This is a genomic window from Streptomyces sp. NPDC057939 (assembly GCF_042887545.1).
Classification (GTDB): Bacteria; Actinomycetota; Actinomycetes; order Streptomycetales; family Streptomycetaceae; genus Streptomyces.
This window is the reverse complement of record NZ_JBHVPG010000020.1, coordinates 84,674-108,404: the sequence shown is the minus strand read 5'-3', so window position 1 is coordinate 108,404 and position 23,731 is coordinate 84,674. Positions and strand designations below refer to the sequence as shown.

At 72.0% G+C, this 23,731-nt stretch carries 20 protein-coding genes; 9 read left to right on the top strand and 11 right to left on the bottom strand.

All coding sequences use genetic code 11. The annotated features are described in order from the left end of the window. Nucleotides 1-20 precede the first annotated feature (20 nt). The gene (locus tag ACFVS6_RS22235; protein ID WP_389706156.1) at nucleotides 21-1,469 is read left to right on the top strand and encodes a phosphotransferase; all 1,449 of its coding nucleotides are present in this window, start codon (nucleotides 21-23) and stop codon (nucleotides 1,467-1,469) included. Continuing rightward, complete coding sequence (gene glgB / locus ACFVS6_RS22230) at nucleotides 1,466-3,745, top strand: 1,4-alpha-glucan branching enzyme (protein ID WP_389706154.1); 2,280 nt, start codon at nucleotides 1,466-1,468, stop codon at nucleotides 3,743-3,745. Before ACFVS6_RS22235 ends, glgB begins: the two co-directional genes overlap by 4 nt. On the opposite strand, the gene ACFVS6_RS22225 is transcribed toward glgB, so the two are convergent. Further along, entirely contained in the window at nucleotides 3,735-4,097 is a 363-nt protein-coding gene (locus ACFVS6_RS22225) for a thioredoxin family protein (protein WP_389706152.1), read from the bottom strand. The genes glgB and ACFVS6_RS22225 overlap by 11 nt on opposite strands. 46 nt (nucleotides 4,098-4,143) lie before the next feature. Further along, the gene (locus ACFVS6_RS22220) at nucleotides 4,144-4,536 is read right to left on the bottom strand and encodes a MerR family transcriptional regulator (RefSeq protein WP_389706150.1); all 393 of its coding nucleotides are present in this window, start codon (nucleotides 4,534-4,536) and stop codon (nucleotides 4,144-4,146) included. 336 nt (nucleotides 4,537-4,872) lie between these two features. Here ACFVS6_RS22220 and ACFVS6_RS22215 point away from each other — a divergent pair, with 336 nt between their 5' ends. Next, on the top strand, nucleotides 4,873-5,562 hold the full coding sequence (locus ACFVS6_RS22215) for a helix-turn-helix domain-containing protein (RefSeq protein ID WP_389706149.1): 690 nt from the start codon (nucleotides 4,873-4,875) through the stop codon (nucleotides 5,560-5,562). A 121-nt stretch (nucleotides 5,563-5,683) separates the two neighbouring features. Here the strand turns inward: ACFVS6_RS22215 and ACFVS6_RS22210 are convergent, their stop codons facing one another. After that, nucleotides 5,684-6,709, bottom strand: a complete 1,026-nt coding sequence (locus ACFVS6_RS22210; protein ID WP_389706147.1) for an ATP-dependent 6-phosphofructokinase — start codon at nucleotides 6,707-6,709, stop codon at nucleotides 5,684-5,686. A 310-nt stretch (nucleotides 6,710-7,019) separates the two neighbouring features. On the opposite strand from ACFVS6_RS22210, the gene pta reads away from it, so the two are divergent. The 3 genes from pta (at nucleotide 7,020) to pyk (ending at nucleotide 11,927) form a co-directional block, all read left to right on the top strand. Beyond that, entirely contained in the window at nucleotides 7,020-9,134 is a 2,115-nt protein-coding gene (pta, locus tag ACFVS6_RS22205) for a phosphate acetyltransferase (RefSeq protein WP_389706145.1), read from the top strand. 85 nt (nucleotides 9,135-9,219) lie between these two features. Continuing rightward, complete coding sequence (locus tag ACFVS6_RS22200) at nucleotides 9,220-10,434, top strand: acetate kinase (RefSeq protein ID WP_389706143.1); 1,215 nt, start codon at nucleotides 9,220-9,222, stop codon at nucleotides 10,432-10,434. A 62-nt stretch (nucleotides 10,435-10,496) separates the two neighbouring features. Continuing rightward, nucleotides 10,497-11,927, top strand: a complete 1,431-nt coding sequence (pyk, locus tag ACFVS6_RS22195; RefSeq protein WP_389706141.1) for a pyruvate kinase — start codon at nucleotides 10,497-10,499, stop codon at nucleotides 11,925-11,927. 103 nt (nucleotides 11,928-12,030) lie between these two features. Here pyk and ACFVS6_RS22190 read toward each other — a convergent pair whose 3' ends face one another. From ACFVS6_RS22190 to ACFVS6_RS22175, 4 genes are all read right to left on the bottom strand, one after another. Then, a complete protein-coding gene (locus tag ACFVS6_RS22190) occupies nucleotides 12,031-13,395 on the bottom strand; it encodes a hypothetical protein (protein ID WP_389706139.1) in 1,365 nt (454 codons plus the stop codon). Then, nucleotides 13,385-13,972, bottom strand: coding sequence for a DUF6114 domain-containing protein (locus ACFVS6_RS22185; RefSeq protein ID WP_389706137.1), 588 nt, complete (start codon nucleotides 13,970-13,972; stop codon nucleotides 13,385-13,387). Before ACFVS6_RS22185 ends, ACFVS6_RS22190 begins: the two co-directional genes overlap by 11 nt. 107 nt (nucleotides 13,973-14,079) lie before the next feature. Beyond that, nucleotides 14,080-14,718: a DUF6230 family protein gene (locus tag ACFVS6_RS22180; RefSeq protein WP_388901014.1), complete on the bottom strand. Its 639-nt coding sequence runs from the start codon at nucleotides 14,716-14,718 to the stop codon at nucleotides 14,080-14,082. 604 nt (nucleotides 14,719-15,322) lie between these two features. Beyond that, nucleotides 15,323-16,315: a tetratricopeptide repeat protein gene (locus ACFVS6_RS22175; RefSeq protein WP_389706135.1), complete on the bottom strand. Its 993-nt coding sequence runs from the start codon at nucleotides 16,313-16,315 to the stop codon at nucleotides 15,323-15,325. Nucleotides 16,316-16,618: 303 nt separating this feature from the next. Here ACFVS6_RS22175 and ACFVS6_RS22170 point away from each other — a divergent pair, with 303 nt between their 5' ends. Further along, nucleotides 16,619-17,248 carry a TetR/AcrR family transcriptional regulator gene (locus tag ACFVS6_RS22170; protein ID WP_389706133.1) on the top strand — a complete coding sequence of 210 codons (630 nt, stop codon included), beginning with the start codon at nucleotides 16,619-16,621 and terminating at the stop codon, nucleotides 17,246-17,248. A 157-nt stretch (nucleotides 17,249-17,405) separates the two neighbouring features. Here the strand turns inward: ACFVS6_RS22170 and ACFVS6_RS22165 are convergent, their stop codons facing one another. The 4 genes from ACFVS6_RS22165 to ACFVS6_RS22150 form a co-directional block, all read right to left on the bottom strand. Then, a complete protein-coding gene (locus ACFVS6_RS22165) occupies nucleotides 17,406-19,106 on the bottom strand; it encodes a methylmalonyl-CoA mutase (RefSeq protein WP_389706131.1) in 1,701 nt (566 codons plus the stop codon). A 98-nt stretch (nucleotides 19,107-19,204) separates the two neighbouring features. After that, nucleotides 19,205-19,534, bottom strand: a complete 330-nt coding sequence (locus ACFVS6_RS22160; RefSeq protein WP_385572409.1) for a DUF3817 domain-containing protein — start codon at nucleotides 19,532-19,534, stop codon at nucleotides 19,205-19,207. A 97-nt stretch (nucleotides 19,535-19,631) separates the two neighbouring features. Then, complete coding sequence (locus ACFVS6_RS22155) at nucleotides 19,632-20,141, bottom strand: MarR family winged helix-turn-helix transcriptional regulator (protein ID WP_389706129.1); 510 nt, start codon at nucleotides 20,139-20,141, stop codon at nucleotides 19,632-19,634. A 21-nt stretch (nucleotides 20,142-20,162) separates the two neighbouring features. After that, the gene (locus tag ACFVS6_RS22150; protein ID WP_389706127.1) at nucleotides 20,163-21,431 is read right to left on the bottom strand and encodes an MFS transporter; all 1,269 of its coding nucleotides are present in this window, start codon (nucleotides 21,429-21,431) and stop codon (nucleotides 20,163-20,165) included. A 94-nt stretch (nucleotides 21,432-21,525) separates the two neighbouring features. Here ACFVS6_RS22150 and ACFVS6_RS22145 point away from each other — a divergent pair, with 94 nt between their 5' ends. Both ACFVS6_RS22145 and ACFVS6_RS22140 read left to right on the top strand, forming a co-directional pair. After that, nucleotides 21,526-22,521: a DUF5937 family protein gene (locus ACFVS6_RS22145; protein ID WP_389706125.1), complete on the top strand. Its 996-nt coding sequence runs from the start codon at nucleotides 21,526-21,528 to the stop codon at nucleotides 22,519-22,521. A gap of 179 nt (nucleotides 22,522-22,700) precedes the next feature. Further along, on the top strand, nucleotides 22,701-23,708 hold the full coding sequence (locus tag ACFVS6_RS22140) for a glycoside hydrolase family 6 protein (RefSeq protein ID WP_389706123.1): 1,008 nt from the start codon (nucleotides 22,701-22,703) through the stop codon (nucleotides 23,706-23,708). The last annotated feature ends 23 nt before the right edge of the window (nucleotides 23,709-23,731 follow it).

Below are 23,731 nucleotides of genomic sequence, written 5' to 3'. Positions count from 1 at the left end.
CGGGGAAAGGACGCGACGCCATGTCGGAGGCTGCATCCGCCCGGAGCCGGCTGACGGCCGACCGGGCCGCCGGGATCGGCCCGCTGGAACCGATGCTGAGGGCCTGGTTGCCCGCACAGCGCTGGTTCGCGGGCAAGGGCCGCACCATCAGCAGGTTGAGGGCCGTTTCGGCGGCCGAACTGCTGCCGCCGGGATCCGTTCCCGGCCTGCTCCACCTGCTCCTCGACGTGGACGGGGACTGCTACCAGCTGCTGCTGGGCATCCGCCCGTCCCCGCTCCCGCCCGCCCTCGCGCCCGCACTGATCGGGACCGCCGAGGACGGCCCGTACGCGGGCAGGGCGGTCTACGAGGCGCTGGGCGACCCCCGGCTCGCCGCCATGCTGTTGGAGCGACTGCGCTCCCCCGGCACCCTCGGCCCGCTCCGCTTCGACCGGGACCCGCAGGCCCCGGTACCGGCCGGGCTGCAGCCCCGGCCGCTCTCGGGGGAGCAGACCAACTCCTCCCTCATCTACGGAGATTCGTTCATCCTCAAGGTGTTCCGCAGGGTCGGACCGGGCGTCAACCCGGACCTGGAGCTGCCCAGAGCGCTGGCCGCCGCCGGCTGCTCCCGGGTGCCCGCGCCCGTCGCCTGGTACGAGGCCGAGCTGCCCGGGGCAGAACCGTTGACCCTGGGCGTGCTCCAGCCGTACCTGCGCGGCTCCCACGACGGTTGGCAGCTGGCCCTGCGCCGGCTGGGCGCCGGCGCCGACTTCACCGCGGAGGCGCACGCGCTGGGCCGGGCCACCGCCGAGGTGCACAGCGCCCTCGCCTCCGCCCTGCCCACCATCGCGCTCGGGCCCGAGCAGACCGCCCGGCTCGCCGCCGGGATGACGGCCCGGCTCGCCGCGACGGCGCGCGAGGTCCCCGCGCTCCAGCCCTACGAGGCCGGCCTGCGCGGCGCCTTCGACGCGCTGGCCGCCTCCCGGGGCGCCGGGGTGCCCGCCCAGCGCATCCACGGCGACCTGCACCTGGGCCAGACCCTGCGCACCGCCGACGGCACCTGGGCGCTGATCGACTTCGAGGGCGAACCGGCCCGCTCGTTGGCCGACCGGCGCCGACCCGAACCGGCCGTGCGCGACATCGCCGGGATACTGCGTTCCTTCGACTACGCCGCCCGCTCGCACCGGCCGTTCGCCCCCGCCTGGGCGGACGCCTGCCGGGCCGCGTTCTGCGAGGGCTACGCCCGCACCACCGGCCGCGATCCGCGCGAGGACCCCGTCCTGTTGCGCGCGTACGAGACCGACAAGGCGGTGTACGAGGCCCGCTACGAGTCCCGGCACCGCCCCGACTGGCTGCACGTCCCCATGGCGGCGATCCGCCGCCTGTCGGAACCGCAGCGGCCCGCCCACCGCGTGCCGCCGAACCCGCCCGCCACCGGTTCCGTCTCCCCCCACCCCCATCCGAAGCCCCCGAGGAGGCCGCTCGCGTGAGCGCCGCACGACAGCCGTCACCGACCGTCCGCGACGAGACCGCACCCGAGGCCGGGAAGAAGCCGCGGACCCCGCGGGCCCGGCGGGCAACCCCGCAGCACGGCGTGCGACCCGCCCCGGCCCTCGCCGGCGAGGAACGCGCCCGGCTGCTGGAGGGCCGCCACCACGACCCGCACGGGGTGCTGGGCGCGCGTGCCCAGCGCGGCGGGGTGGCCTTCCGGGTGCTGCGTCCGTACGCGAAGTCCGTCACGATCGTGGCGAAGGGGCTGCGGGCCGAGCTCTTCGACGACGGGGACGGGCTGTTCTCGGGGCTGCTGCCGCTGACCGGCGTCCCGGACTACCGGCTGCTGGTGACGTACGACAGCGACGAGGTGGAGCTCCACGACCCGTACCGGTTCCTGCCCGCCCTCGGTGAGCTGGACCTGCACCTGATCGGCGAGGGCCGGCACGAGGAGCTGTGGACGGCGCTCGGCTCGGAGCCCATGGAACACCAGGGCGTGACGGGCACCCGGTTCACCGTGTGGGCGCCGAACGCCCAGGGCGTCCGGGTCACCGGTGACTTCTCGTACTGGGACTCGGTCGCCTTCCCGATGCGCTCGCTCGGCTCGACCGGCGTGTGGGAGCTGTTCCTGCCGGGGGTGGGCGAGGGGACCCTGTACAAGTACGACATCACGCGCCCGGACGGCAGCCACACCCTGCGCGCCGACCCGATGGCCCGGTACGCGGAGGTCCCCCCGGCCACCGCGTCGGTGGTGACCGCCTCCCGGTACGAGTGGCAGGACGCCGACTGGATGCTGACGCGCGGCGAGCGCCCCCCGCACCAGGCGCCGTTCTCGGTGTACGAACTGCACCTGGCCTCCTGGCGGCCGGGGCTAGGCTACCGGCAGCTCGCCGAGCAGTTGCCCGCGTACGTCAAGGAGCTGGGCTTCACGCACGTGGAGCTGATGCCGGTCGCCGAGCACCCCTTCGGCGGCTCCTGGGGCTACCAGGTCACCGGCTTCTACGCGCCGACCTCGCGGATGGGCACCCCGGACGACTTCCGGTTCCTGGTGGACTCGCTGCACCGGGCGGGCATCGGGGTGATCGTGGACTGGGTGCCCGCGCACTTCCCGCGCGACGAGTGGGCGCTCGCCGAGTTCGACGGTCGGCCGCTGTACGAGCACGGCGACCCGCAACGGGCCGCGCACCCGGACTGGGGGACGCTGGAGTTCGACTACGGCCGCAAGGAGGTCCGCAACTTCCTCGTCGCCAACGCCGTGTACTGGTGCCAGGAGTTCCACGTGGACGGCCTGCGCGTGGACGCGGTGGCCTCGATGCTGTACCTGGACTACTCGCGCGAGGACGGCCAGTGGTCGCCGAACGAGCACGGCGGCCGGGAGAACCTGGACGCGGTGGCCTTCCTGCAGGAGATGAACGCGACGGTCTACCGGCGCTGCCCGGGAGTGGTGACGGTCGCGGAGGAGTCCACGGCGTGGGACGGGGTGACCCGGCCGACGGACTCGGGCGGGCTCGGCTTCGGCCTGAAGTGGAACATGGGCTGGATGCACGACACCTTGCGGTACGTGTCGAAGGAGCCGGTGCACCGCAAGTACCACCACAACGACATGACGTTCGGGATGGTGTACGCGTTCAGCGAGAACTACGTGCTGCCGATCTCGCACGACGAGGTGGTGCACGGCAAGCGGTCGCTGGTGTCGAAGATGCCGGGCGACTGGTGGCAGCAGCGGGCCACGCACCGGGCGTACCTGGGATTCATGTGGGCCCACCCCGGCAAGCAACTGCTCTTCATGGGGCAGGAGTTCGCGCAGGGTTCGGAGTGGTCGGAGTCGCACGGGCCGGACTGGTGGCTGCTGGACTCCTCCTACTCCGCGGCCGGCGACCACCGGGGCGTGCGCGACCTCGTCCGGGACCTGAACCGTACGTACGGCGCGACGCCCGCGCTGTGGGAGCGGGACACCGTGCCGGAGGGCTTCGCCTGGGTGGCGGGGGACGCCGCCGAGGACAACGTGCTGGCGTTCCTGCGGTTCGCGCAGGACGGTTCGCAGCTGCTGTGCGTCTCGAACTTCTCCCCGGTGGTCCGGCACGCGTACCGGATCGGGGTGCCCGAGGAGGTGCCCGCGTGGCGGGAGGTCCTCAACACCGACCTGGAGGCGTACGGCGGGAGCGGCATCCACCACGCCCGGCCGCTGCTGCCGGAACCGGTTCCGGCGCAGGGGCGGGCGACCAGCCTGCGGCTGACGCTCCCGCCGATGGCTACGGTCTGGCTCAGGCCGTAGCGAGCTGCTCCCGCAGTTCCAGGAGGAGCTTGCGCTTGGGTCGGGCCCCGACCATCTGCCGGACGGGTTCGCCGTCGCGGAAGACGAGCAGGGTCGGCATGGACAGCACCCCGTACCGCGTGACGGTGTCGGGGTTGCCGTCCGCGTCGATCACGACGACCTTGAGGCGGTCGGCCTCCTCCTCGGCGACGGCCGCCAGGACGGGTGCGAGTTGGCGGCAGGGTCCGCACCAGGCGGCGGTGAACTCCACCAGTACGGTGCGGCGCCGTTCCCGCAGGACCTCGGCGTCGAAGTCGGCGTCGGTCACCTCGATGACGGCGGACCTGCGGTCGGTCGTCCCGGTGTGGGCCATGGTGTTCCCTCTCCTCGTGGGCGGTGTTCGGTGGGGTGCCGGCCGGTCAGCCGGTCATCTCGCAGCGCGGCGCGGCCGTCGCTCCGGCGGCCTCCTCGGCGCCGGCCAGCTGATGGGCGACCTGTTCCCGTACGTCGGCCAGTCGGCCGATGAGTTCGTCGAGCTCCGCGAGCTTGCGGCGGTAGACGGCGAGGGAGGCCGGGCAGGAGTCGCCGGCCGGGTGGCCGGCCCGCAGGCAGTCGACGAACGGGCGGGTCTCCTCCAGCTCGAAGCCGAAGTCCTGGAGCATCCGGATCTGGCGCAGCAGGCGCAGGTCGTCCTCGTCGTAGGTGCGGTGGCCGTTGTCGGCGCGCCGCGCGGTGAGGAGGCCGCGGCTCTCGTAGTAGCGCAGCGTCCGCGTGCTGGTCCCGGCCCGTCCGGCCAGTTCTCCGATTCGCATGGTCCGACCGTAGGGCTTGACGCCGACGTCAAGGCAAGGGTGCGGTCGGTGGTGCGGCGGGGCCCTCGCCACCCCCGTATGCGAGGGCCCCCGATATGGATCACGTACGGGGCGGACGGCGGGTTCAGGCCTTGTGACGGGGATCACTTGCCGGGTATGGCCGGGCACCTGAAATGGAGTGGCTAAATCCGTACGCTGTGAATGGATCTTCTCTTGATCCGGTTACCGGACAGTCGCAGGGAAACCCGGCCAAAGGGCTTATCCCAATAGGACTTTCCTACGAGTTATGAGCTTGTTTGAACGGTTGGTAGTCGCCAAGCCTTGGCCACTTCTACCGTGTGCCCTGTGCACTCCAGCCCACCTTTCAATGCCCCCGCCGCGCGTCGTCTGCGCGCGGCCCTGGGCATGGCTCCCGGTCATGTCGCCTATGGCCTGCGGGCCCAGTACGGACTGCTCGTCGCGCCCGAGACCGTGATGGCCTGGGAGCGCGGCGAACTGTCGCCGAGCTCGACCGAGCTCACGGCCCTCGCCGGCGTGCTCTGGTGTTCCCCGGCGGAACTGCTCGCCGAGCCGGTCACCCTGCGGGAACACCGCGTCGCCCGCGGCTTCGACCCCGACGACCTGGCCCGGCGGGTCGGCCTCGACGCGAACGCCTACCAGAAGATGGAGGACACCGGACGCTGGAAGGGCAACGAGCGGCAGTCCGCCGCCCTGGCCTCGGTGCTCGGCCTGACACTGGCCCAGTTCATCACGGCGACCGGCAAGCACGACGAGCTCACCGACCTGCTGCGCAGCGCGGTGACCACCCGCTGGCAGGCGTACGTGAAACCGCTCGCCAAGCTGCTCCCGGTGCCCAAGGCCAACCTGGAGCGGGCCCTGGAGCTCCTGCACGGCGACTACCAGGCCCGGATGGTGGCCACCCTGAGCTGGGGCGGCGCCGAGGGCGGCGCCTCGGCCGGCACCTCGGGCCGGGAGTTCCTCGCGGAGATCACCGACCGGTTCTGGGCGCTGGTCGGCGGTGCGTGATAGGACACACCGCGGCCCCGCCGACCGGAACGGCGAACGACCCCGGGCGCTCCGCGGGGGAGGCGCACCGGGGTCGTTCGGCGGGTGAAGAGGGGCCGGAGGTCCCGGCGGCCCGGGCCGGTCAGAAGACCGACTCGGCCTCGTACATCCGGTCCTCGGGGACGGTCTTCAGCTCGGTGACGGCGTGGGCCAGCGGGGCCATCACGATGTCGGTGCCGCGCAGCGCGGTCATGTTGCCGAACTCGCCGCGGTGGACGGCCTCCACCGCGTGCCAGCCGAAGCGGGTCGCGAGGACGCGGTCGTAGGCGGTGGGGGTGCCGCCGCGCTGGACGTGGCCGAGGATGACCGGACGGGCCTCCTTGCCGAGCCGGTGTTCCAGCTCGACGGCGAGCCGGTTGCCGATGCCGGCGAAGCGCTCGTGTCCGTACTGGTCGATGGCGCCCTTCTCGTACGGCATGGAGCCCTCGGCCGGGTGCGCGCCCTCCGCCACGCAGACGACGGCGAACTTCTTGCCCCGCGCGAAGCGTTCCTCGACCATCTTGACCAGGGCGTCCACCTCGAAGGGGCGCTCGGGCAGGCAGATTCCGTGGGCGCCGCCGGCCATGCCGGACTCCAGGGCGATCCAGCCGGCGTGCCGGCCCATGACCTCGACGACCATCACGCGCTGGTGCGATTCGGCGGTGGTCTTCAGCCGGTCGATGGCCTCGGTGGCCACCATGACGGCGGTGTCGAAACCGAAGGTGCGGTCCGTGGAGGAGATGTCGTTGTCGATGGTCTTCGGAACGCCGACGACGGGCATCCCGGCGTCCGACAGCATGCGCGCGGCGGTCAGGGTGCCCTCGCCGCCGATCGGGATCAGCGCGTCGATCTCGTACCGCCTGGCCAACTCGGCCGCGTTCTCGGCGGCTTCGTGGAGGCGGGCGCGCTCCATTCGGGCCGAACCGAGGATCGTGCCGCCGCGGGCGAGGATGCCGCTGACGGCGTTGATGTCGAGGGGGCGGACATGGCCGTCGAGGAGGCCCTTGAACCCGTCCTCGAAGCCGATGACCTCGTCCCCGTGGCCGACGACGGCACGGTGTACGACCGACCGGATGACAGCGTTCAGGCCAGGGCAGTCGCCGCCTGCGGTGAGAACTCCGATACGCATCGTCCTGTGTCTCCTGCTCCTGGTCGTACCCGGCCGTACGCGTGCGGGCGGACAGCCGTACATATGAAGGGCGTATTGATGGCGCCTGTCCGATTGTTCCACGTGCCCGGGGGGCAGCGCTCTTCGCGCCACTCCGCCCACCGGGCCTTTCGACCCCCTTCCAGGGCCTTTGTTCCGGCGGGCGCCCTATCCATTGGCGGAGGTATTGTCAAGGGGTCGAGCCCAACCCATTCGGGATGAGCGACGCACGGATCGGCCCGCCGCACGGTGGGGCGCCACGACCATCACAGACCACGGACGGAGAGCACGCGTGACGCGCAGCGTGTACGTGACCGGTATCGAACGGGGTGACGGCCGTCAGGTCGTCGAGCTGGGGATCATGGAGCTCCTGACCCGGCAGACGGGCCGGGTGGGCGTGTACCGCCCCCTGCTCCACGACGCCCCGGACCGGCTCTTCGACCTGCTCAAGGCCCGCTACCGGATCGAGCAGGACGCGGCCACCGCCTACGGCATGGAGTACCACGAGGCCTCCGCCATCCTGGCCGAGAAGGGCACCGACGAGCTGGTCTCCCGACTGGTCGACCGCTTCCACCGGGTGGCCCGCGACTACGAGGTCATGCTGGTCCTCGGCACCGACTACGCCGACACGAACCTCCCCGACGAGCTGGCGCTGAACGCCCGCCTCGCCAACGAGCTGGGCGCGGTCGTGGTCCCCGTCGTGGGCGGCACCAAGCACCCGGCCGAGGCCGTGCGCGCCGAGACCCGCAACGCGTACCGCGCCTACGAGAGCCTGGGCTGCCACGTCGTCGCGATGGTCGTGAACCGGGTGGCCGCCGAGGACCGGGACGTCATAGCCGAACGGCTGGCGGCCCGGCTCCCCGTCCCCTGCTACGTGCTGCCGGACGACAAGTCCCTGTCCGCCCCGACCGTCGCGCAGATCACCCGCGCGCTCGGCGGCGAGGTGCTCCTGGGCGACGACGCCGGGCTGGCGCGCGACGCCGTCGACTTCGTCTTCGGCGGTGCGATGCTGCCGAACTTCCTGAACGCCCTGACCCCCGGCTGCCTGGTCGTCACCCCCGGGGACCGCTCGGACCTGGTCATCGGCGCGCTCGCCGCGCACACCTCCGGGACCCCGCCGATCGCCGGCGTACTGCTGACCCTGAACGAGCGGCCGGGCCAGGACATCCTGACGCTGGCCTCGAAGCTGGCGCCCGGCACACCCGTCGTCTCGGTGGCCGGCAACAGCTTCCCGACCGCCGCCGAGCTGTTCTCGCTGCAGAGCCGGCTGAACTCGGCGACGCCGCGCAAGCTGGAGACCGCGCTCGGCCTCTTCGAGCGGCACGTCGACACCACCGAGCTGCGCGGACTGCTGTCGGTGGCCCGCTCGGAGCGCGTCACCCCGATGATGTTCGAGCACGAGCTGCTGGAGCGGGCCCGCTCCGAGCGGCGCCGCGTGGTGCTGCCCGAAGGCACCGAGGAGCGGGTGCTGCGCGCCGCGGACGTGGTGCTGCGCCGCGGGGTCTGCGACCTGACCCTGCTGGGCGAGGAGCCGGCCATCCTGAAGAAGGCGGCCGACCTGGGCATCGACATCTCGGGCGCGCAGCTGATCGACCCCGCGACCTCGCCGCTGCGGGAACGGTTCGCCGAGTACTACGCGAAGGCCCGCGCGCACAAGGGGATGACCGTCGAGCTGGCCAACGACGTGGTCACCGACGTCAATTACTTCGGCACCCTGATGGTTCAGGAGGGGCTCGCCGACGGCATGGTTTCCGGCTCGGTGCACTCCACCGCGGCCACCATCCGGCCCGCCTTCGAGATCATCAAGACCAAGCCCGAGGCGGCGATCGTCTCCTCGGTCTTCTTCATGTGCCTGGCCGACAAGGTCCTCGTCTACGGTGACTGCGCGGTCAATCCGGACCCCAACGCCGAACAGCTCGCGGACATCGCCGTGCAGGCCTCCGCCACCGCCGCCGCGTTCGGCGTCGAGCCGCGGATCGCGATGCTCTCGTACTCCACCGGCACCTCGGGTTCCGGGGCGGACGTGGACAAGGTGCGCAAGGCCACCGAGATCGTCCGCTCGCAGCGGCCCGACCTGTTGATCGAGGGGCCGATCCAGTACGACGCCGCCGTCGAGCCCTCGGTCGCCGCGACCAAGCTGCCCGGGTCCGAGGTGGCCGGGCGGGCGACCGTGCTGATCTTCCCCGACCTCAACACGGGCAACAACACCTACAAGGCCGTGCAGCGTTCGGCCGGCGCCGTCGCCGTCGGCCCGGTCCTCCAGGGTCTGCGCAAGCCGGTCAACGACCTCTCGCGGGGAGCGCTGGTGCAGGACATCGTCACCACCGTGGCGATCACCGCGATCCAGGCGCAGAGCCAGGGCGCTCTACCCCAGGACGCCCCCTCACCGGCCACCCCCGGCGCCTGACGGGCGGCGCCCGGCCCCCCGCCCGCGCCCCGCACCGGCCCCGTCCGCACCCCCCCACCGACCGCGACAAGGAAAGACCCACATCGTGACCGCATCGCGCGTACTCGTCCTCAACTCCGGCTCCTCGTCGCTGAAGTACCAGCTCCTCGACATGGCGGACCGGTCCCGGCCGGCAGCCGGCCTGGTGGAGCGCATCGGCGAGGACACCTCGCGGCTCACCCACGAGCCGCTGACCGGGCCCGGCGCCGCGGGAGGCAAGCGCGAGCGGCTCGGTCCGATCGCCGACCACGGGGCCGCGCTCAAGGCGGTCGCGGCGGAACTGGCCGCCGACGGGATGGGGCTGGACTCCCCCGAGCTGCTCGCCGTGGGCCACCGCGTGGTGCACGGCGGGACCCGCTTCACCGAGCCGACGGTCATCGACGACGAGGTCCTGGCGGAGATCCGCAGCCTGATCCCGCTCGCCCCGCTGCACAACCCGGCGAACGTCACCGGCATCGAGGTGGCGCGCGCGCTGCGCCCGGACCTCCCGCAGGTCGCGGTCTTCGACACCGCGTTCCACTCGACGATGCCGGAGCACGTCGCGCGGTACGCGATCGACGCGGCCACGGCCGACAAGTACGCCATCCGGCGGTACGGCTTCCACGGCACCTCCCACGCCTACGTCTCCCGGGCGGCCGCCGCGCTGCTGGGCAGGCCGGTGGAGGACGTGAACGTGATCGTGCTGCACCTGGGCAACGGTGCGTCCGCGTCGGCCGTGCGGGGCGGGGTCTGCGTGGAGACGTCCATGGGGCTGACCCCGCTGGAGGGTCTGGTCATGGGGACCCGTTCGGGCGACCTGGACCCGGCGGTGATCTTCCACCTGGCGCGGGTGGGCGGCCTGTCCATCGACGAGATCGACTCGCTGCTCAACAAGAAGAGCGGTCTGCTGGGTCTGTGCGGCGACAACGACATGCGCGAGGTGCAGCGGCGGGCCGACGGGGGCGACACTGCCGCCCGGCTGGCCCTGGACGCGTACGCGCACCGGCTGAAGAAGTACATCGGCGCCTACACGGCGGTGCTGGGCCGGGTGGACGCGGTGGTGTTCACCGCGGGCGTCGGCGAGAACGCCGCGCAAATCCGGGCAGCAGCGGTGCGGGGGCTGGAGGAGCTCGGCCTGGCGCTGGACCTGGAGGCCAACGCGGCGAGGTCCTCGGAGCCCCGACTGGTGTCGGCGGAGTACGCCCGGGTGGCGGTGGCCGTGATCCCCACCGATGAGGAACTGGAGATCGCCACCCAGGTGCACGCGCTGGTTACCCACTAGTCACTTGGACTTTCCACCAGACGGAATATTCCGCTACGAAACAAACGGATAGGATCCGCTTCATGCGCCGTTCCAAAATCGTCTGCACGCTGGGCCCCGCCGTCGACTCGTATGAGCAGCTGAAAGCGCTCATCGAGGCAGGTATGAACGTGGCCCGATTCAACTTCAGCCACGGATCCCAGGCAGAACACCAGGAGCGGTACGACCGCGTCCGGAAGGTCTCCGAGGACACCGGCCGTGCGGTCGGCGTCCTCGCCGACCTCCAGGGTCCGAAGATCCGCCTGGAAACCTTCGCCGAGGGTCCCGTCGAGCTGGTGCGCGGTGACGAGTTCACCATCACCATCGAGGACGTCCCCGGTGACAAGTCCATCTGCGGCACCACCTACAAGGGTCTCCCGGGCGACGTGTCCAAGGGTGACCAGGTCCTGATCAACGACGGCAACGTCGAGCTCCGCGTGACCGAGGTCGAGGGCCCCCGGGTCAAGACCATCGTCATCGAGGGCGGTGTCATCTCGGACCACAAGGGCATCAACCTGCCGGGTGCCGCCGTGAACGTCCCCGCCCTGTCGGAGAAGGACGTCGACGACCTGCGGTTCGCCCTGCGGATGGGCTGCGACATGGTCGCCCTGTCCTTCGTCCGGGACGCCAACGACGTCAAGGACGTCCACAAGGTCATGGACGAGGAGGGCCGCCGGGTCCCCGTCATCGCCAAGGTCGAGAAGCCGCAGGCCGTCGAGAACATGGCCGCCGTGGTGGACGCCTTCGACGCGGTCATGGTGGCCCGTGGCGACCTGGCCGTCGAGTACCCGCTCGAAAAGGTCCCGATGGTCCAGAAGCGGCTCATCGAGATGTGCCGCCGCAACGCCAAGCCGGTGATCGTCGCGACCCAGATGATGGAGTCGATGATCACCAACTCACGCCCGACGCGCGCCGAGGCCTCCGACGTCGCCAACGCCATCCTCGACGGCGCGGACGCGGTCATGCTGTCCGCCGAGTCCTCGGTCGGTGCCTACCCGATCGAGACCGTCAAGACGATGTCGAAGATCGTCACGGCGGCCGAGGAGGAGCTCCTGTCCAAGGGCCTCCAGCCGCTGGTCCCGGGCAAGAAGCCCCGTACCCAGGGCGGCTCCGTCGCCCGCGCGGCCTGCGAGATCGCGGACTTCCTCGACGGCAAGGCGCTCATCGCCTTCACCCAGTCCGGGGACACGGCCCGCCGGCTCTCGCGCTACCGCGCGACCCAGCCGATCCTGGCTTTCACCACGGACGTCAACACCCGCAACCAGCTCACGCTGAGCTGGGGCGTCGAGTCCTACGTCGTCCCGCACGTGGACAACACGGACGCGATGGTCGACCTCGTGGACGGCGAGCTGCACAAGCTGGCCCGCTACAACGAGGGCGACACCATGGTCATCACGGCCGGCTCGCCCCCCGGCGTCCCGGGCACCACCAACATGGTGCGCGTCCACCACGTCGGCGGATCCACCCGCGACTGATCCCGCCGGCTCCAGGGCCGAACCGACTCTGCCGCACAGAGACCGAGGGCGGCACCCCGGATCATCGGGGTGCCGCCCTCGGTGCGCGTGCCGCGCCGTCCGGCTACTTCGGGCCGATGTAGTTCTTGAGGCCCGGGACGGTGAGGTTGCCGCCGAACTGGCCGGCCTGGACGACCTTGACGTTCGTGAAGAACGCGAACGGGACGTTCAGCGGCGGCGGGCTGTTCGGGGTGAACTCGATCGGGATGAGCCCGAACAGGTTCCCCTTGAGGCTCTCGGTGTACATCGTCACCTTGCCGCCGCGGATGGTGGACGTGGAACCCGGTCGGGACTTCAGCTGAGCGGTGTTCGCGCCCGTCCCGACCGTTTGGTACAGGTCCTTGATGTCGAGCGAGTCCGCCGTGAACTTCAGGACCTTCTTGGTCTTGCCGCCCGCCGTCTTCACCTCGACGATGCCCTCGTAGTCGAGGCCGTAGAGGGTCAGCAGCGAGCTGTCGAGGTACCAGGGCTCGTCGGGCAGGAGCGGTACGCCCTGCTCCAACTTGGCGTCGGCCAGCGCCTTGGCGTCGTAGGTCGGGCAGGGGAAGGGTTCCTTCCCGTCCGGGTCCTTCGTGGCCTCGGCGTCGTCCTTGTCCTTGTCCTTGTCCTTGTCGGCGTCGTCCTTGTCGGCCTTGTCCTTGTCGGCGTCGTCGGCGTCGGCGTCCTTCGGGTCCTTGACGGGCGTCTTGCCCGTCTCGTCCTTGGGGGACTTGGCGGTGTCCTTGACGTCCTGCGGCAGCTCCTTGACCGGCACGCCGGCCTTCTTCGCCGCGTCGCGGATCGCGTCCGCGGCCGGGTCCGGGGTCTGCGCGGCGCTCGGGGTGGGCGCGGGCGTCGGGGTGACCGGCTTCTTCGCGTCCTGGAGGGGCTTGCCGAGTTCGTCGAAGAAGCCCTTGACGGCATCCCCGACACCCAGCGGGTCCAGCGGATTGGGCGTCTTCGACGCCGCGGGGGACGGGGCGGTGCTCGTGGAGGGCGCCGCCGTGGGGCTCTGCTTCCCGGTCGTCGCGGCCCCGGAGGGCTTGGCGACGGAGGGGGTCTTCGACGCCGAGGGGGTCGCCCCCGGCTTCGGTGCGCCGGTCGCGCTCGGCGAGGGGCCGGCGCTGGGCGACGTACTCGGTGACGGGGTCTTCGACGGGGAACCGCTCGGTGACGGCGAGGCCGACTCCGACTCCGCGGGTTCGTCGGAGCGCGTCACGCACGGTCCCGGCGCGAAGGGGATGTCCTTCTCGTCGGCCAGTGCCATCTTCGGGGCCATGCCCATCCCGACGAACACCGCCGTCGGCATCGCCGCCAGCGCCATCGTCTTGCCGACGGGTATCTGGAGCTTGTTCAGCAGCGACTTCCTGGGCGCCGCGTGCCGCGGGCCCTTTCTCTCACGGGACTCTGCGCCTGGGGCCACGCCCCGCTGCGTCTCGTCACCCCGCACTGTTCCTCCCGCCATCGGCGTGGGCAGTCGTCTCGGTCACGTGCGCCGTTTCCGTGTCGCGGGGAGCCGGGATGCCGTACGGGTTGCCCGCCGGCACCTGTGCCTTGGCCTCCGCCTGGGCGGCCGCCTCAGCCTCAGCCTCGGCCTCCGCCGCTTCCGCCTCCTCGTCCACCGGTTCGCCGGGAGCCCAGGACAGTGCGAGGGCGCCGCCGATCATGGAGGACAGGAAGCCCATGAAGAAGCCACCGAGGTTGGAGACCGGGATCGACACCAGGGCCAGCAGGATCGCGGCTACACCCGCGAAGACGCGGATGGTCTGCTGGAACCAGAGGGCCAGCCCGAGCGTGATCAGCAGGACCCCGATGATCAGCGCGCCGGCCCCGCCCGTCGTGGCCATCGCGAGGGTGACGTTGCCCAGCCTCAGGTCCGCGTACGGGAAGTAGGCGATCGGTACACCGCCGAGGAGCGTGAACAGGCCCGCCCAGAAGGGACGTCGGCCTCTCCAGGCGCGGAATTGGTAGTACACCACGGTGAGCCAAGCGTCGTCTGCGGCGCGAACCGGGGCCTGGGGGTTCATGGACAACAGCTCCCTGGAAACGGTGGTACGGAGAACTATGTGGAGCCCGCGGGGGCGGACGGCGACGGCTGCCGCCGTCCGCCCCCGCGGTCACGCACCGGGACCGATTACTTCTCGTCCTGGTAGCACGGCTGGTCGCCGCCGAGCAGACGCAGCTTCAGGTCGGGCAGCTTGAAGGTGCCCGCCGTGGTCGCCCACGCCTTCTGCCGGACGTTCGACAGGACGGCCTTGTCCGCACGCTGGGAGAACGCGTACGGGCTGGTGACCGTACCGGCCTGAGGCTTCGTCTTGTGGCTCGGGTCACCGACCGCGACACCGATGTCAAGGTTCTTGAACTCGGCGTCGGTGTCGAGCTCCGCCACATCGAGGTAGATGTTCTCGGCGACGGCCGGCTTGCCCTTGTGGCCGGTCCTCAGCTGCAGGGTGACGTTGCCCAGCGGCGTCGGGGTGACCAGGGACTGGCACATGTTGGTGATCTCGGCGTGACTGAAGCCCGAGATGGTGACCGGGTGCTTCTGCGGGTTGCCCTTGAGGTCGTGACCCTCGGCGATGCCGCCGTACTGGATGAGGTTGTCACCGTCGAGCTTGTCGGCCGAGACCTTGAAGTCCTGGCCGGAGACGCTGAAGGACGCCGCGAGGGCACCCTGCGCCAGACCCACACCGACCGCGGCCGTGGCCGCGATGCTCGGCACCATGACGAGCGCGAAGCGCTTCCATCTGGTCCCGCCACGAACCTGAGAATTCATTTCGTTCCTCCTTCTCGGACGTACATCTCCGGTCCGGGCCGTGCCCGTCCTGGGATGGGAGAAGTGCTACGTCCTCGGGAAGAAGCGCAGGCGGCCGAGCCGCGGCGCAGCCGCGTCCGATACACCGGCGTTCACCCCCGAGCGACAACCACTGGGCCACGCGTTCGCGCAACCTGGAGGACAGGCCCTGCCGGTGCGGCAGGGACCCCCCTGTCCACGGCCGGTGACACGGTCACCGGTCGGCTCGGTGGGGACCCTCCACCGCGGCTCCGGGTGAGCGGCGCTGCGGGAAGGACCGAGCGTCGCCGATCGTGGTGCATTCCCGGCCGGGGCACAAGGGGGTTCGTTACTGGCGGGTAACGGGTGGATAACCGGAGTGAGGCCCGGCGCTGTCGGGCGGGCACACAGGGTGTCACCCAGGGCCACGACAGATCGGCGGAATAGCGAACCAACCGGACAGTTCACGGGGTTCGACTTACTACGAGTAACAGCGGCCGCGATTACCAAGTTTTGGCAAAGCGCGGCCGCTGTTTATCTACGTGTCAACAAATCGCCGTCGGCCCCCGGGTGCCCCGGGGCGTCCTCCGGCCTGGCCCGTACGGGCCTAGAAGAGCACTCGCGCGAGCGCGGTGCGGGCCGCCGACACCCGGGGGTCGTCCGCCCCGATCACCTCGAAGAGCTCCAGGAGCCGGACGCGGACGGCGTCCCGGTCGTCACCGAACGTCACCCTGACGGTATCCACGAGACGGCCGAAGGCGTCGCCCACGTGGCCGCCCGCCAGGTCCAGGTCGGCGGCGTCCATCTGCGCGGCCGGGTCCTTCGGGTTCTCGGCCGCCGCGGCGCGCACCGCCTGCGGGTCCATGCCCCCGACGCGGGTCAGCAACGCGGCCTGGGCCAGACCCAGCTTCGCCTCGGTGTTGGACGGGTCCTGCGCGAGCACGTCCTGGTACGCCCGCACCGCGCCGTCGAAGTCACCGGCGTCCAGCGCGCCGACGGCCGCCTCCAGCAGCGCGTCGTACGGGCCGACCGGCGCGGGGGCCTCGGCCGCGGCCGGGGCGCCGTCCGCGTCGGGGTCGACCTGGAGGCCGATGAGACCGAAGCGCTCCTCGGCGACCTGGACCAGCTGGGCCAGGGTCTCGCGGATCTGCTGCTCGGGGGCGAGGCCCTGGAACAGCGGCAGCACCTGGCCCGCGACCACGGCGAAGACGGCCGGGATGCCCTGGATGCCGAACTGCTGCATCAACGTCTGGTTGGCCTCGACGTCGACCTTGGCCAGGACGAGACGGCCGTTCGCCTCGACGGTCAGCCGCTCCAGGAGCGGGCTGAGCTGCTTGCACGGCTCGCACCACTCGGCCCAGAAGTCGAGGACGACCGGGACCTCGTTGGACAGCTGGATGACATCGCTCTCGAAGCCGGCCTCGGTGACGTCGAGGACGAGGGCGGACGACGGTACGGCGCCGCCGGGGGCGCTGCCCGCGCCGCCGCCCTGCCGGGCCGCGTCCGCGCGCGCCTGCTCGGCCTTCGCCTTGGCTTCGCCGGCCGCCTTCACCGCGGCGAGGTCGACGACGCCGCTCATGGACATGTTTCTGGGCTGCATGCGTACATCCTCCCCCGAGTGCGCGCGCCGACGAAAAAGATCCCGAAAGATCGTCGTGAAATGCGGTCGAACCGCGGTACGCGTCGCCGCGCGCGGCCGTCGTCACCGACCGCCGTGCCGAACCGTCGTACCGATCTGCTGGGCGGCGCCGGGTCCCCACCCGGCACCAGTAGCTCTTCGCGTGGTTGTCGCTCTTACGCTACGAGCCGTAGCGTAACTCGCCGGAGCCCGCGGCGCCCCGTGATCTGAACCACAGCGAACGGCCCCCCGACGGTTCCCCTACTGGCGGGTATGGTCTCGGCCATGCGCAACCCCTGCCCCGGCTCCAGCTCCCCGCACGGCCGCACCGGCCGGCCCCGCAGCGCCGCTGCGGACGCCGCGATCCTCGCGGCGACGCGGGACGCGCTGGTCGACCTGGGTTGGTCGAAGTTGACGATGGGCGACGTGTCGGCGCGCGCGGGCGTCGCCAAGACCACCTTGTACCGGCGCTGGGCGGGCAAGAACGAGCTGGTCGTGGACGCGGTCGCGGAGCTCTTCGACGCGCTGGAACTCCCCGACCGCGGTTCCCTCGAAGCCGACATCGAGCACGTGGTGCTCCAGTTCGCGCAGCTGCTGCGCCGGCCCGAGGCCCGTACCGCGCTGATGGCGGTCGTGGCCGAGTCCACCCGGGACGAGGCCCTGCGCGACCGGATCCGCTCGGCGATCGTGGACCGGCAGAAACGTCTCGTCGTACTGGGTCGCGAACGGGCGCAGGCCCGCGGGGAACTCCCCCACGAGGAGGACGAGTCCGTCGCCGCCCACAGCACGGACCTGATCTTCGACGTGATCGCGGGCACGGTGGTCCACCGGGCACTGGTGAGCGCCGAACCGGTCGACGAGGTGTGGGTGTCCACCTTCACCGCCCTGCTGATGCACGGCCTCCAGGGCGCGTAGAAGGCCTGACCGGCCCTGAGCCGGCGTCGGTCCGTCCCGGCACGGCCCGCGGGGTCCTTCCCCTCGCGGCACACGGCCCGACCCCGGAAACGGCCCCGGAAACGGAAGGGCCGGCCGCGGCGCCACGAGGGCGCCACGACCGGCCCGGGAGCCGGGATCAGAAGCCGGGCGGCTCGGTGTAGGTGCCCCACTCGTCACGGAGCACGTTGCAGATCTCGCCCATCGTCGCCTCGGCGCGCACCGCGTCCAGCATGGCCGGGATCATGTTCGAGCCGTCGCGGGCGGCCTCCAGCATCGCGTTCAGCGAGGCCGTCACCTTGGCGTCGTCGCGGCGGGCCTTGCGCTCGGCCAGCTCGCGCACCTGGACGGTCTCCACCTCGTGGCTGACGCGGAGGATCTCCAGGTCGCCGGTGACCGAACCGTGGTGCACGTTGACGCCGACGACCCGCTTGTCGCCCTTCTCCAGGGACCGCTGGTACTGGAAGGCCGATTCGGCGATCTCCCCGGTGAACCAGCCGTCCTCGATGCCGCGCAGGATGCCCGAGGTGATCGGCCCGATGGGGTGCTGCCCGTCCGGGTGGGCGCGCAGGCCGCGCTCCTTGATCTGCTCGAAGATCTTCTCGGCGTCCGCCTCGATGCGGTCGGTGAGCTGCTCGACGTACCAGGAACCGCCCAGCGGGTCGGCCACGTTGGCCACGCCCGTCTCCTCCATCAGCACCTGCTGCGTGCGCAGGGCGATCTCCGCGGCCTGCTCGCTCGGCAGCGCGAGGGTCTCGTCGAGGGCGTTGGTGTGCAGGGAGTTGGTGCCTCCGAGCACGGCCGCGAGGGCCTCGACCGCGGTGCGCACGACGTTGTTGTACGGCTGCTGCGCGGTGAGGGAGACGCCGGCGGTCTGGGTGTGGAAGCGCAGCCACATGGTCTTGTCGGACTTGGCCCCGTAGACCTCCTTCATCCAGCGGGCCCAGATGCGGCGGGCGGCGCGGAACTTGGCGATCTCCTCGAAGAAGTCGAGGTGCGCGTCGAAGAAGAAGGACAGGCCCGAGGCGAAGTGGTCGACGTCCAGACCGCGGGAGAGCCCGAGCTCCACGTACCCGAAGCCGTCGGCCAGGGTGTAGGCGAGCTCCTGGGCGGCCGTCGCCCCGGCCTCGCGGATGTGGTAGCCGGAGACGGACAGCGGCTTGTAGGCCGGGATGCCGTTCGCGCAGTACTCCATGAGGTCGCCGATGAGGCGCAGGTGCGGCTCGGGTTCGAAGAGCCACTCCTTCTGGGCGATGTACTCCTTGAAGATGTCGGTCTGCAGGGTGCCGTTGAGCACGGCCGGGTCGACGCCCTGCCGCTCGGCGGCGACGAGGTACATGCAGAAGGCCGGGACGGCCGGCCCGCTGATGGTCATCGAGGTGGTGACGTCGCCGAGGGGGATGTCCTTGAACAGGACCTCCATGTCGGCGGCGGAGTCGATGGCGACGCCGCAGTGCCCGACCTCGCCCAGGGCCCGGGGGTCGTCCGAGTCCCGACCCATGAGGGTGGGCATGTCGAAGGCGACGGAGAGCCCGCCGCCGCCGGCGGCCAGGATCATCTTGTAGCGCTCGTTGGTCTGCTCGGCGTTGCCGAATCCGGCGAACTGCCGGATGGTCCAGGTCCGGCCGCGGTAGCCGGTGGCGTGCAGACCGCGGGTGAAGGGGTACTCCCCCGGCCAGCCGATGCGCTCGAACCCCTCGTACGAGTCACCGGGACGGGGACCGTAGACGGGGTCGACGTCATCTCCGGAGAGCGTCGTGAAATCGGCCTCGCGCTTGCGGGCCTTGTCGTACCGGGCCTGCCAGCGACGGCGGCCCTCCTCGATGACGTCAGCGTCCATACCCATGAATTTACTAGGACGTCCTAGTAAATGTCGATGGGAAACCCCCGGGGAGTCCCCCGGGGGTTGGATTCCTCCGAGCCCGACCGGGCCGCGTACTAGGCCTTCGCGGTGGCGGGAGCGTCGATGAGCAGGGGCTCGACCTCTGCGCGAACCTTGCGTTCGACGAAGAACGCGACGAGCGGAATCGTGCCGCTCACCAGCACCCACAGCAGCTTGCCGAACGGCCACCGCGCCTTGGAGCCCAGGTCGAAGGCGAAGACCAGGTAGATCATGAAGAGCACGCCGTGTGCCTGGGAGACCGCGAAGGTCAGGTCGGCACCGGTGTCGAAGCCGTACTTGGCCACCATGCAGGCGCAGAGGATCAGGAGCATGACCGCGGTCACGTAGGCCATGACGCGGTAGCGGGTCAGCACGCTTCGTTTCATGCCGACGAGCCTAACCGTCCGTTTTGCTCGATCTTGACGCGGGCCCCGGCTCCGGGAGGAACGGTCCGGAGCCCGGTGCGGACCGGGCCCGGGGCGGCTACGCCTCGTCGAAGTCGGCGGCGGCCACCCGCAGCGGCCGGAGCAGCGCGAAGATCTCCGCGCACTCCTCCGCGTCGTAGGCGCCGAGCCCGAACTCGATCTCCATCAGGTCCTTCGTCGCCGCCTCGACGACCTCGCGACCCTTCTCCGTGATGGAGGCGAGCGTGCCGCGACCGTCGTGCGGGTTGGGGCGCTTGGCGACCAGCCCGGCCGCCATCAGCCGGTCCACGGTGTTCGTCACCGAGGTCGGATGGACCATCAGCCGCTCGCCGATCTTCGACATCGTCAGCTCGCCGGCCTGGGAGAAGGTGAGGAGCACGAGCGCCTCGTAGCGGGCGAAGGTCAGTCCGTACGGCTTCACCACCGCGTCGACCTCACCGAGCAGGATCTGGTGCGCGCGCATGATGGAGGTGATCGCGGCCATCGACGGCACCGGCCCCCAGCGCTGCTGCCAGAGTTCGTCGGCGCGGGCGATGGGGTCGAAGGGGAGACTGAGCGGCTTCGGCATCCACCAGACCCTACCGGGCGGTCATTTGGCGGCCCGCCCCGTCTCACCCCTCGGCCGCCCGGTCGCCCTCAGCTCGACGAGGAGCGGGAGGACGACGGCCACCCCGAGGAGCGCCGCGCCGGTGACGACCGCGTGCACCGGGAAGAACTCGGCCGCCAGACCGGCCAGGGCCATGCCGACGCCCTGGAAGGTCATCATGCCGGTCCCGAGCAGCGTCATCGCGCGGCCGCGCACCTCCTCGGGAACGGCGTCGACGAACATCCGGTCGAGGCCCAGGGTGTAGGCGTGGGCCAGTCCGGCCAGGAGCAGCGCCCCGAGTACGACGGGCGCGCCGGGCCGCACGGCGTGGACGAGGAGCGGCAGCGGGGCGAGGGCGGCCAGCGGCGCCACGATCCGCGAACGCGTTCGGGCGGTGAGGGCGGAGCCCGCCCAGACCTCCCCGGCGACGGTGCCGACGGGCAGGGCGCACATGAGGATCCCGAGGGTGACGGTGCCTACGCCGATCGCGTCGGCGTAGGCGGTCAGGAGCGCCTCGGGTACGACGACGAAGGTGGGCGGCAGCCAGAACAGCAGGGTGAGCGCGCGCAGCCGCCGGTCCCCGAGCAGCACCCGCAGTCCGCCGGTCGGGGCGGCCCGCGCGCCGGGGGCGCGGGCGGGCCTGGCCCGCGTGCCGAGGCGCAGCAGCAGGGCGGAGGCCAGGAACCCGGCGGCGGTCAGGGCGATGGCCCCGCGCGGCGCGAGGACGGTGAGCAGCAGTCCGCCGAGGCCGAACCCGACGAGTTGGGCGCTCTGGGAGACCATGCGCAGCAGGGACCGGCCGAGGACGAAGGCCTCGCCGGAGCCGAGGATGTCGGCGAGGGAGGCGCTGCGCGCGCCCTGGAAGAGCGGTGCGACGAAGGCCATGGCGCAGCGCAGGACGAGCAGCCCGGCGACGGGCGTTCCCGGCCAGACCATGGCGGCCGCGCAGGCGGCGCACAGCAGGTCGCAGGTGACGAGCAGTCGGCGGGCGGGCAGCCGGTCGGCGAGGCCGGCGAGGAGGGTGCCGCCGAGGGCGTACGGCAGGAAGCCGAGGGCGAAGGTGAGGGCGCTCATCAGGGGTGAGCCGGTGGCGCGGTAGACGAGGACGGTGAGGGCGATCTCGGCGACGACGACGCCGAGCAGGGACAGCAGGTGCGCGGCGAAGACCGTGCGGAACTCCCGGATCCGGAAGACCTCGCGATAGCCCGCGCCCTCCGGTGCGGGAGGGCCCGGGGAGCCGGCGCCGCCCTGTTCGAGGGACGTGGATGACATGACGGCCACCCTGGCCGGAACCTACGCTGCGACCCAGGGATTCGTCCCCGGCCGAATCCACGGGTCGGGGTCGGCGTTCGGGAAAGGCACGGCCATGGGGTTCCACTACCGCTTCGGGGCGGCCGACCTGCTCCGCTGCCGGTTCGCGATCTCGCCTCGCTGGGAGACCCAGGAGGCGGTGCGGGTCCTGCTGAGGCCGGGCCGCCAGGCGTACCACCTGCCGTGGTTGAGCCGGATCCGGGACGCCGCGGCCGGGCTGGACCTGCGGCCGCTGTGGCTGCTGATGCCGCGCGCCGGGCACCACCCGGACCTGCTGAGCCCGCCGCCGCTGGGCCCGTCGGTGACCTTCGAGGAGGAGATGGCCCGGGTGCGGGCGGCCGACCCGGAGGCGGCGCGGGAGGACCTGCGCCGGTCGCTGGCCTGCACCCCGGGCGCGCCGGAGAGCGACATCGGCCGGCGGATGCTGGCCGATCCCGCGCGGGCCGTGCGGGAACTGGCCGATCTGACGGAGGCGGCCTGGCGCGCCCTGGTCGCCCCGCACTGGCCGCGGTTGCGGGCCCTGCTGGAGGCGGACATCCTCTTCCACTCCCGGCGGCTGGCGGCGGGCGGGCTGGAGGCCCTGTTCGACGGCCTGCACCCCGACCTGCGGTGGGACGGCGGGAGTTCCACCCTGACCATCGAGCGCCCAGGTCACCACGACCGCGCCGCCGGCGGTCAGGGGCTGCTGCTGATGCCGAGCGCGTTCGTGTGGCCGGACGTGGTCGGCGGCTACGACCCGCCCTGGCAGCCGACGCTGGTGTACCCGGCGCGCGGCATCGGCGCGCTGTGGACGGCCTCGGACGGTCCGACCCCGCAGGCGCTGGCCGGGCTGTTGGGGCGGGGCCGCGCGGACGTGCTGTGCGCGTTGCACGAGCCCGCCTCGACGACCACCCTCGCGCGGCGGCTCGGGCTGGCCCCCTCGACGGTGTCGGCGCACCTCAAGGCACTCCGGGCGGCGGGTCTGCTGATCCCCTCCCGCCACGGCCACCAGGTGCTCTACGAACGCACCCCCCTGGCCATAGCCCTGGCCGGGGGCGCCACCGCCGCGTAACCGCCACGGCCACGGCCACGGCTCCCTGCCCGCGGTCGCCCCGCCCGCCGACCCGGATCGGGTGCGCGGTGTCGTACGGGAGGGACGGATGTCCCTTATGTCACGATGTCCCGGTCCGCCGGGGCGCCGGTCCGTCGAGGCACCCGCGCCCCTGCCGCCCCTTCCCCCCGAGGAGCCGGATGTCCGTCGCCGTCCGACGTCGCCCCGCCACCGCCCTCGGGCTCGCCCTGCTCCTCGCGGCCGCCGCCGGTTGCGCCTCCGGGTCCGCGCCCGCCGAGGGGCTGCCCGGCGCCGCGGGCGCGACCGCGGAGTCCCCGTTCTGGGTCGATCCGCGGAGCGCCGCCGCCCGGCAGGTCGCCGACTGGGAGGCGCGGGGGCGCAACAGCGACGCCCAGGTCCTGCGCAGGATCTCCGACCGGCCGCTGGCCCTGTGGGTACCGGCCGGGAACCCGGCCCCGGAGGTCCGCCGGGCCCGCGCGGGCGCGAAGGCGACGGGGCGGACCCTGGTCCTCGTCGCGCACAACATCCCGCACCGCGGCTGCGGCCCCTCCGCGACGGGCGGCGCCGCGGACGCCCGCGCCTACCGCGCCTGGACCGGCGCCCTCGCCGACGCCGTCGGGGAGGAGAAGGCGCTCGTCGTCCTGGAGCCGGAGGCCGTCCCGCACCTGGTCGTCGGCTGCACCCCCGCCGAACACCGGGACGAGCGCTACGCGCTGCTCGCCGAGGCCGTCGACCGGCTCAAGCGCAACAAGAACACCAAGGTCTACCTGGACGCCGGGAACCCGGCGTGGATCCCGCACCCGGCGGACCTCGTCGAGCCCCTGAAGAAGGCGGGCATCGGCCGCGCCGACGGCTTCGCCCTGAACGTCTCCGGCTTCCAGCCCGACGCCCCGAGCCGCACGTACGGGGCCAGGCTCTCCAAGGCCACCGGCGGCAAGCACTTCGTCATCGACACCGGCCGCAACGGCGCGGGGCCCCTGCCCGGGGACCGGAACCAGGCCTGGTGCAACCCGCCCGGCCGGGCCCTGGGCACACCGCCGAGCGACCGGACGGGCCACCCGCTCGTGGACGCGTACCTGTGGGTCAAGCGGCCGGGCGAGTCGGACGGCACCTGCCGCGGCGGCCCGCGGGCCGGCGCGTGGTGGGCCGACTACGCGCTCGGCCTGGCCCGCCGCGCCCGGGACTGAACCCGCCGCGAACCCGCGCCCGA

What these genes read in the sequence shown, in the direction of transcription:
- pyk (WP_389706141.1), top strand. Translation starts at nt 10,497, where the DNA reads ATGCGCCGTTCCAAAATCGTCTGCACGCTGGGCCCCGCCGTCGACTCG.
- ACFVS6_RS22225 (WP_389706152.1), bottom strand. Translation starts at nt 4,097, where the DNA reads ATGGCCCACACCGGGACGACCGACCGCAGGTCCGCCGTCATCGAGGTG.
- ACFVS6_RS22145 (WP_389706125.1), top strand. Translation starts at nt 21,526, where the DNA reads ATGGGGTTCCACTACCGCTTCGGGGCGGCCGACCTGCTCCGCTGCCGG.
- ACFVS6_RS22235 (WP_389706156.1), top strand. Translation starts at nt 21, where the DNA reads ATGTCGGAGGCTGCATCCGCCCGGAGCCGGCTGACGGCCGACCGGGCC.
- ACFVS6_RS22150 (WP_389706127.1), bottom strand. Translation starts at nt 21,431, where the DNA reads ATGTCATCCACGTCCCTCGAACAGGGCGGCGCCGGCTCCCCGGGCCCT.
- ACFVS6_RS22210 (WP_389706147.1), bottom strand. Translation starts at nt 6,709, where the DNA reads ATGCGTATCGGAGTTCTCACCGCAGGCGGCGACTGCCCTGGCCTGAAC.
- ACFVS6_RS22155 (WP_389706129.1), bottom strand. Translation starts at nt 20,141, where the DNA reads ATGCCGAAGCCGCTCAGTCTCCCCTTCGACCCCATCGCCCGCGCCGAC.
- ACFVS6_RS22185 (WP_389706137.1), bottom strand. Translation starts at nt 13,972, where the DNA reads ATGAACCCCCAGGCCCCGGTTCGCGCCGCAGACGACGCTTGGCTCACC.
- ACFVS6_RS22140 (WP_389706123.1), top strand. Translation starts at nt 22,701, where the DNA reads ATGTCCGTCGCCGTCCGACGTCGCCCCGCCACCGCCCTCGGGCTCGCC.
- ACFVS6_RS22170 (WP_389706133.1), top strand. Translation starts at nt 16,619, where the DNA reads ATGCGCAACCCCTGCCCCGGCTCCAGCTCCCCGCACGGCCGCACCGGC.
- ACFVS6_RS22160 (WP_385572409.1), bottom strand. Translation starts at nt 19,534, where the DNA reads ATGAAACGAAGCGTGCTGACCCGCTACCGCGTCATGGCCTACGTGACC.
- ACFVS6_RS22165 (WP_389706131.1), bottom strand. Translation starts at nt 19,106, where the DNA reads ATGGACGCTGACGTCATCGAGGAGGGCCGCCGTCGCTGGCAGGCCCGG.
- ACFVS6_RS22175 (WP_389706135.1), bottom strand. Translation starts at nt 16,315, where the DNA reads ATGCAGCCCAGAAACATGTCCATGAGCGGCGTCGTCGACCTCGCCGCG.
- ACFVS6_RS22220 (WP_389706150.1), bottom strand. Translation starts at nt 4,536, where the DNA reads ATGCGAATCGGAGAACTGGCCGGACGGGCCGGGACCAGCACGCGGACG.
- ACFVS6_RS22180 (WP_388901014.1), bottom strand. Translation starts at nt 14,718, where the DNA reads ATGAATTCTCAGGTTCGTGGCGGGACCAGATGGAAGCGCTTCGCGCTC.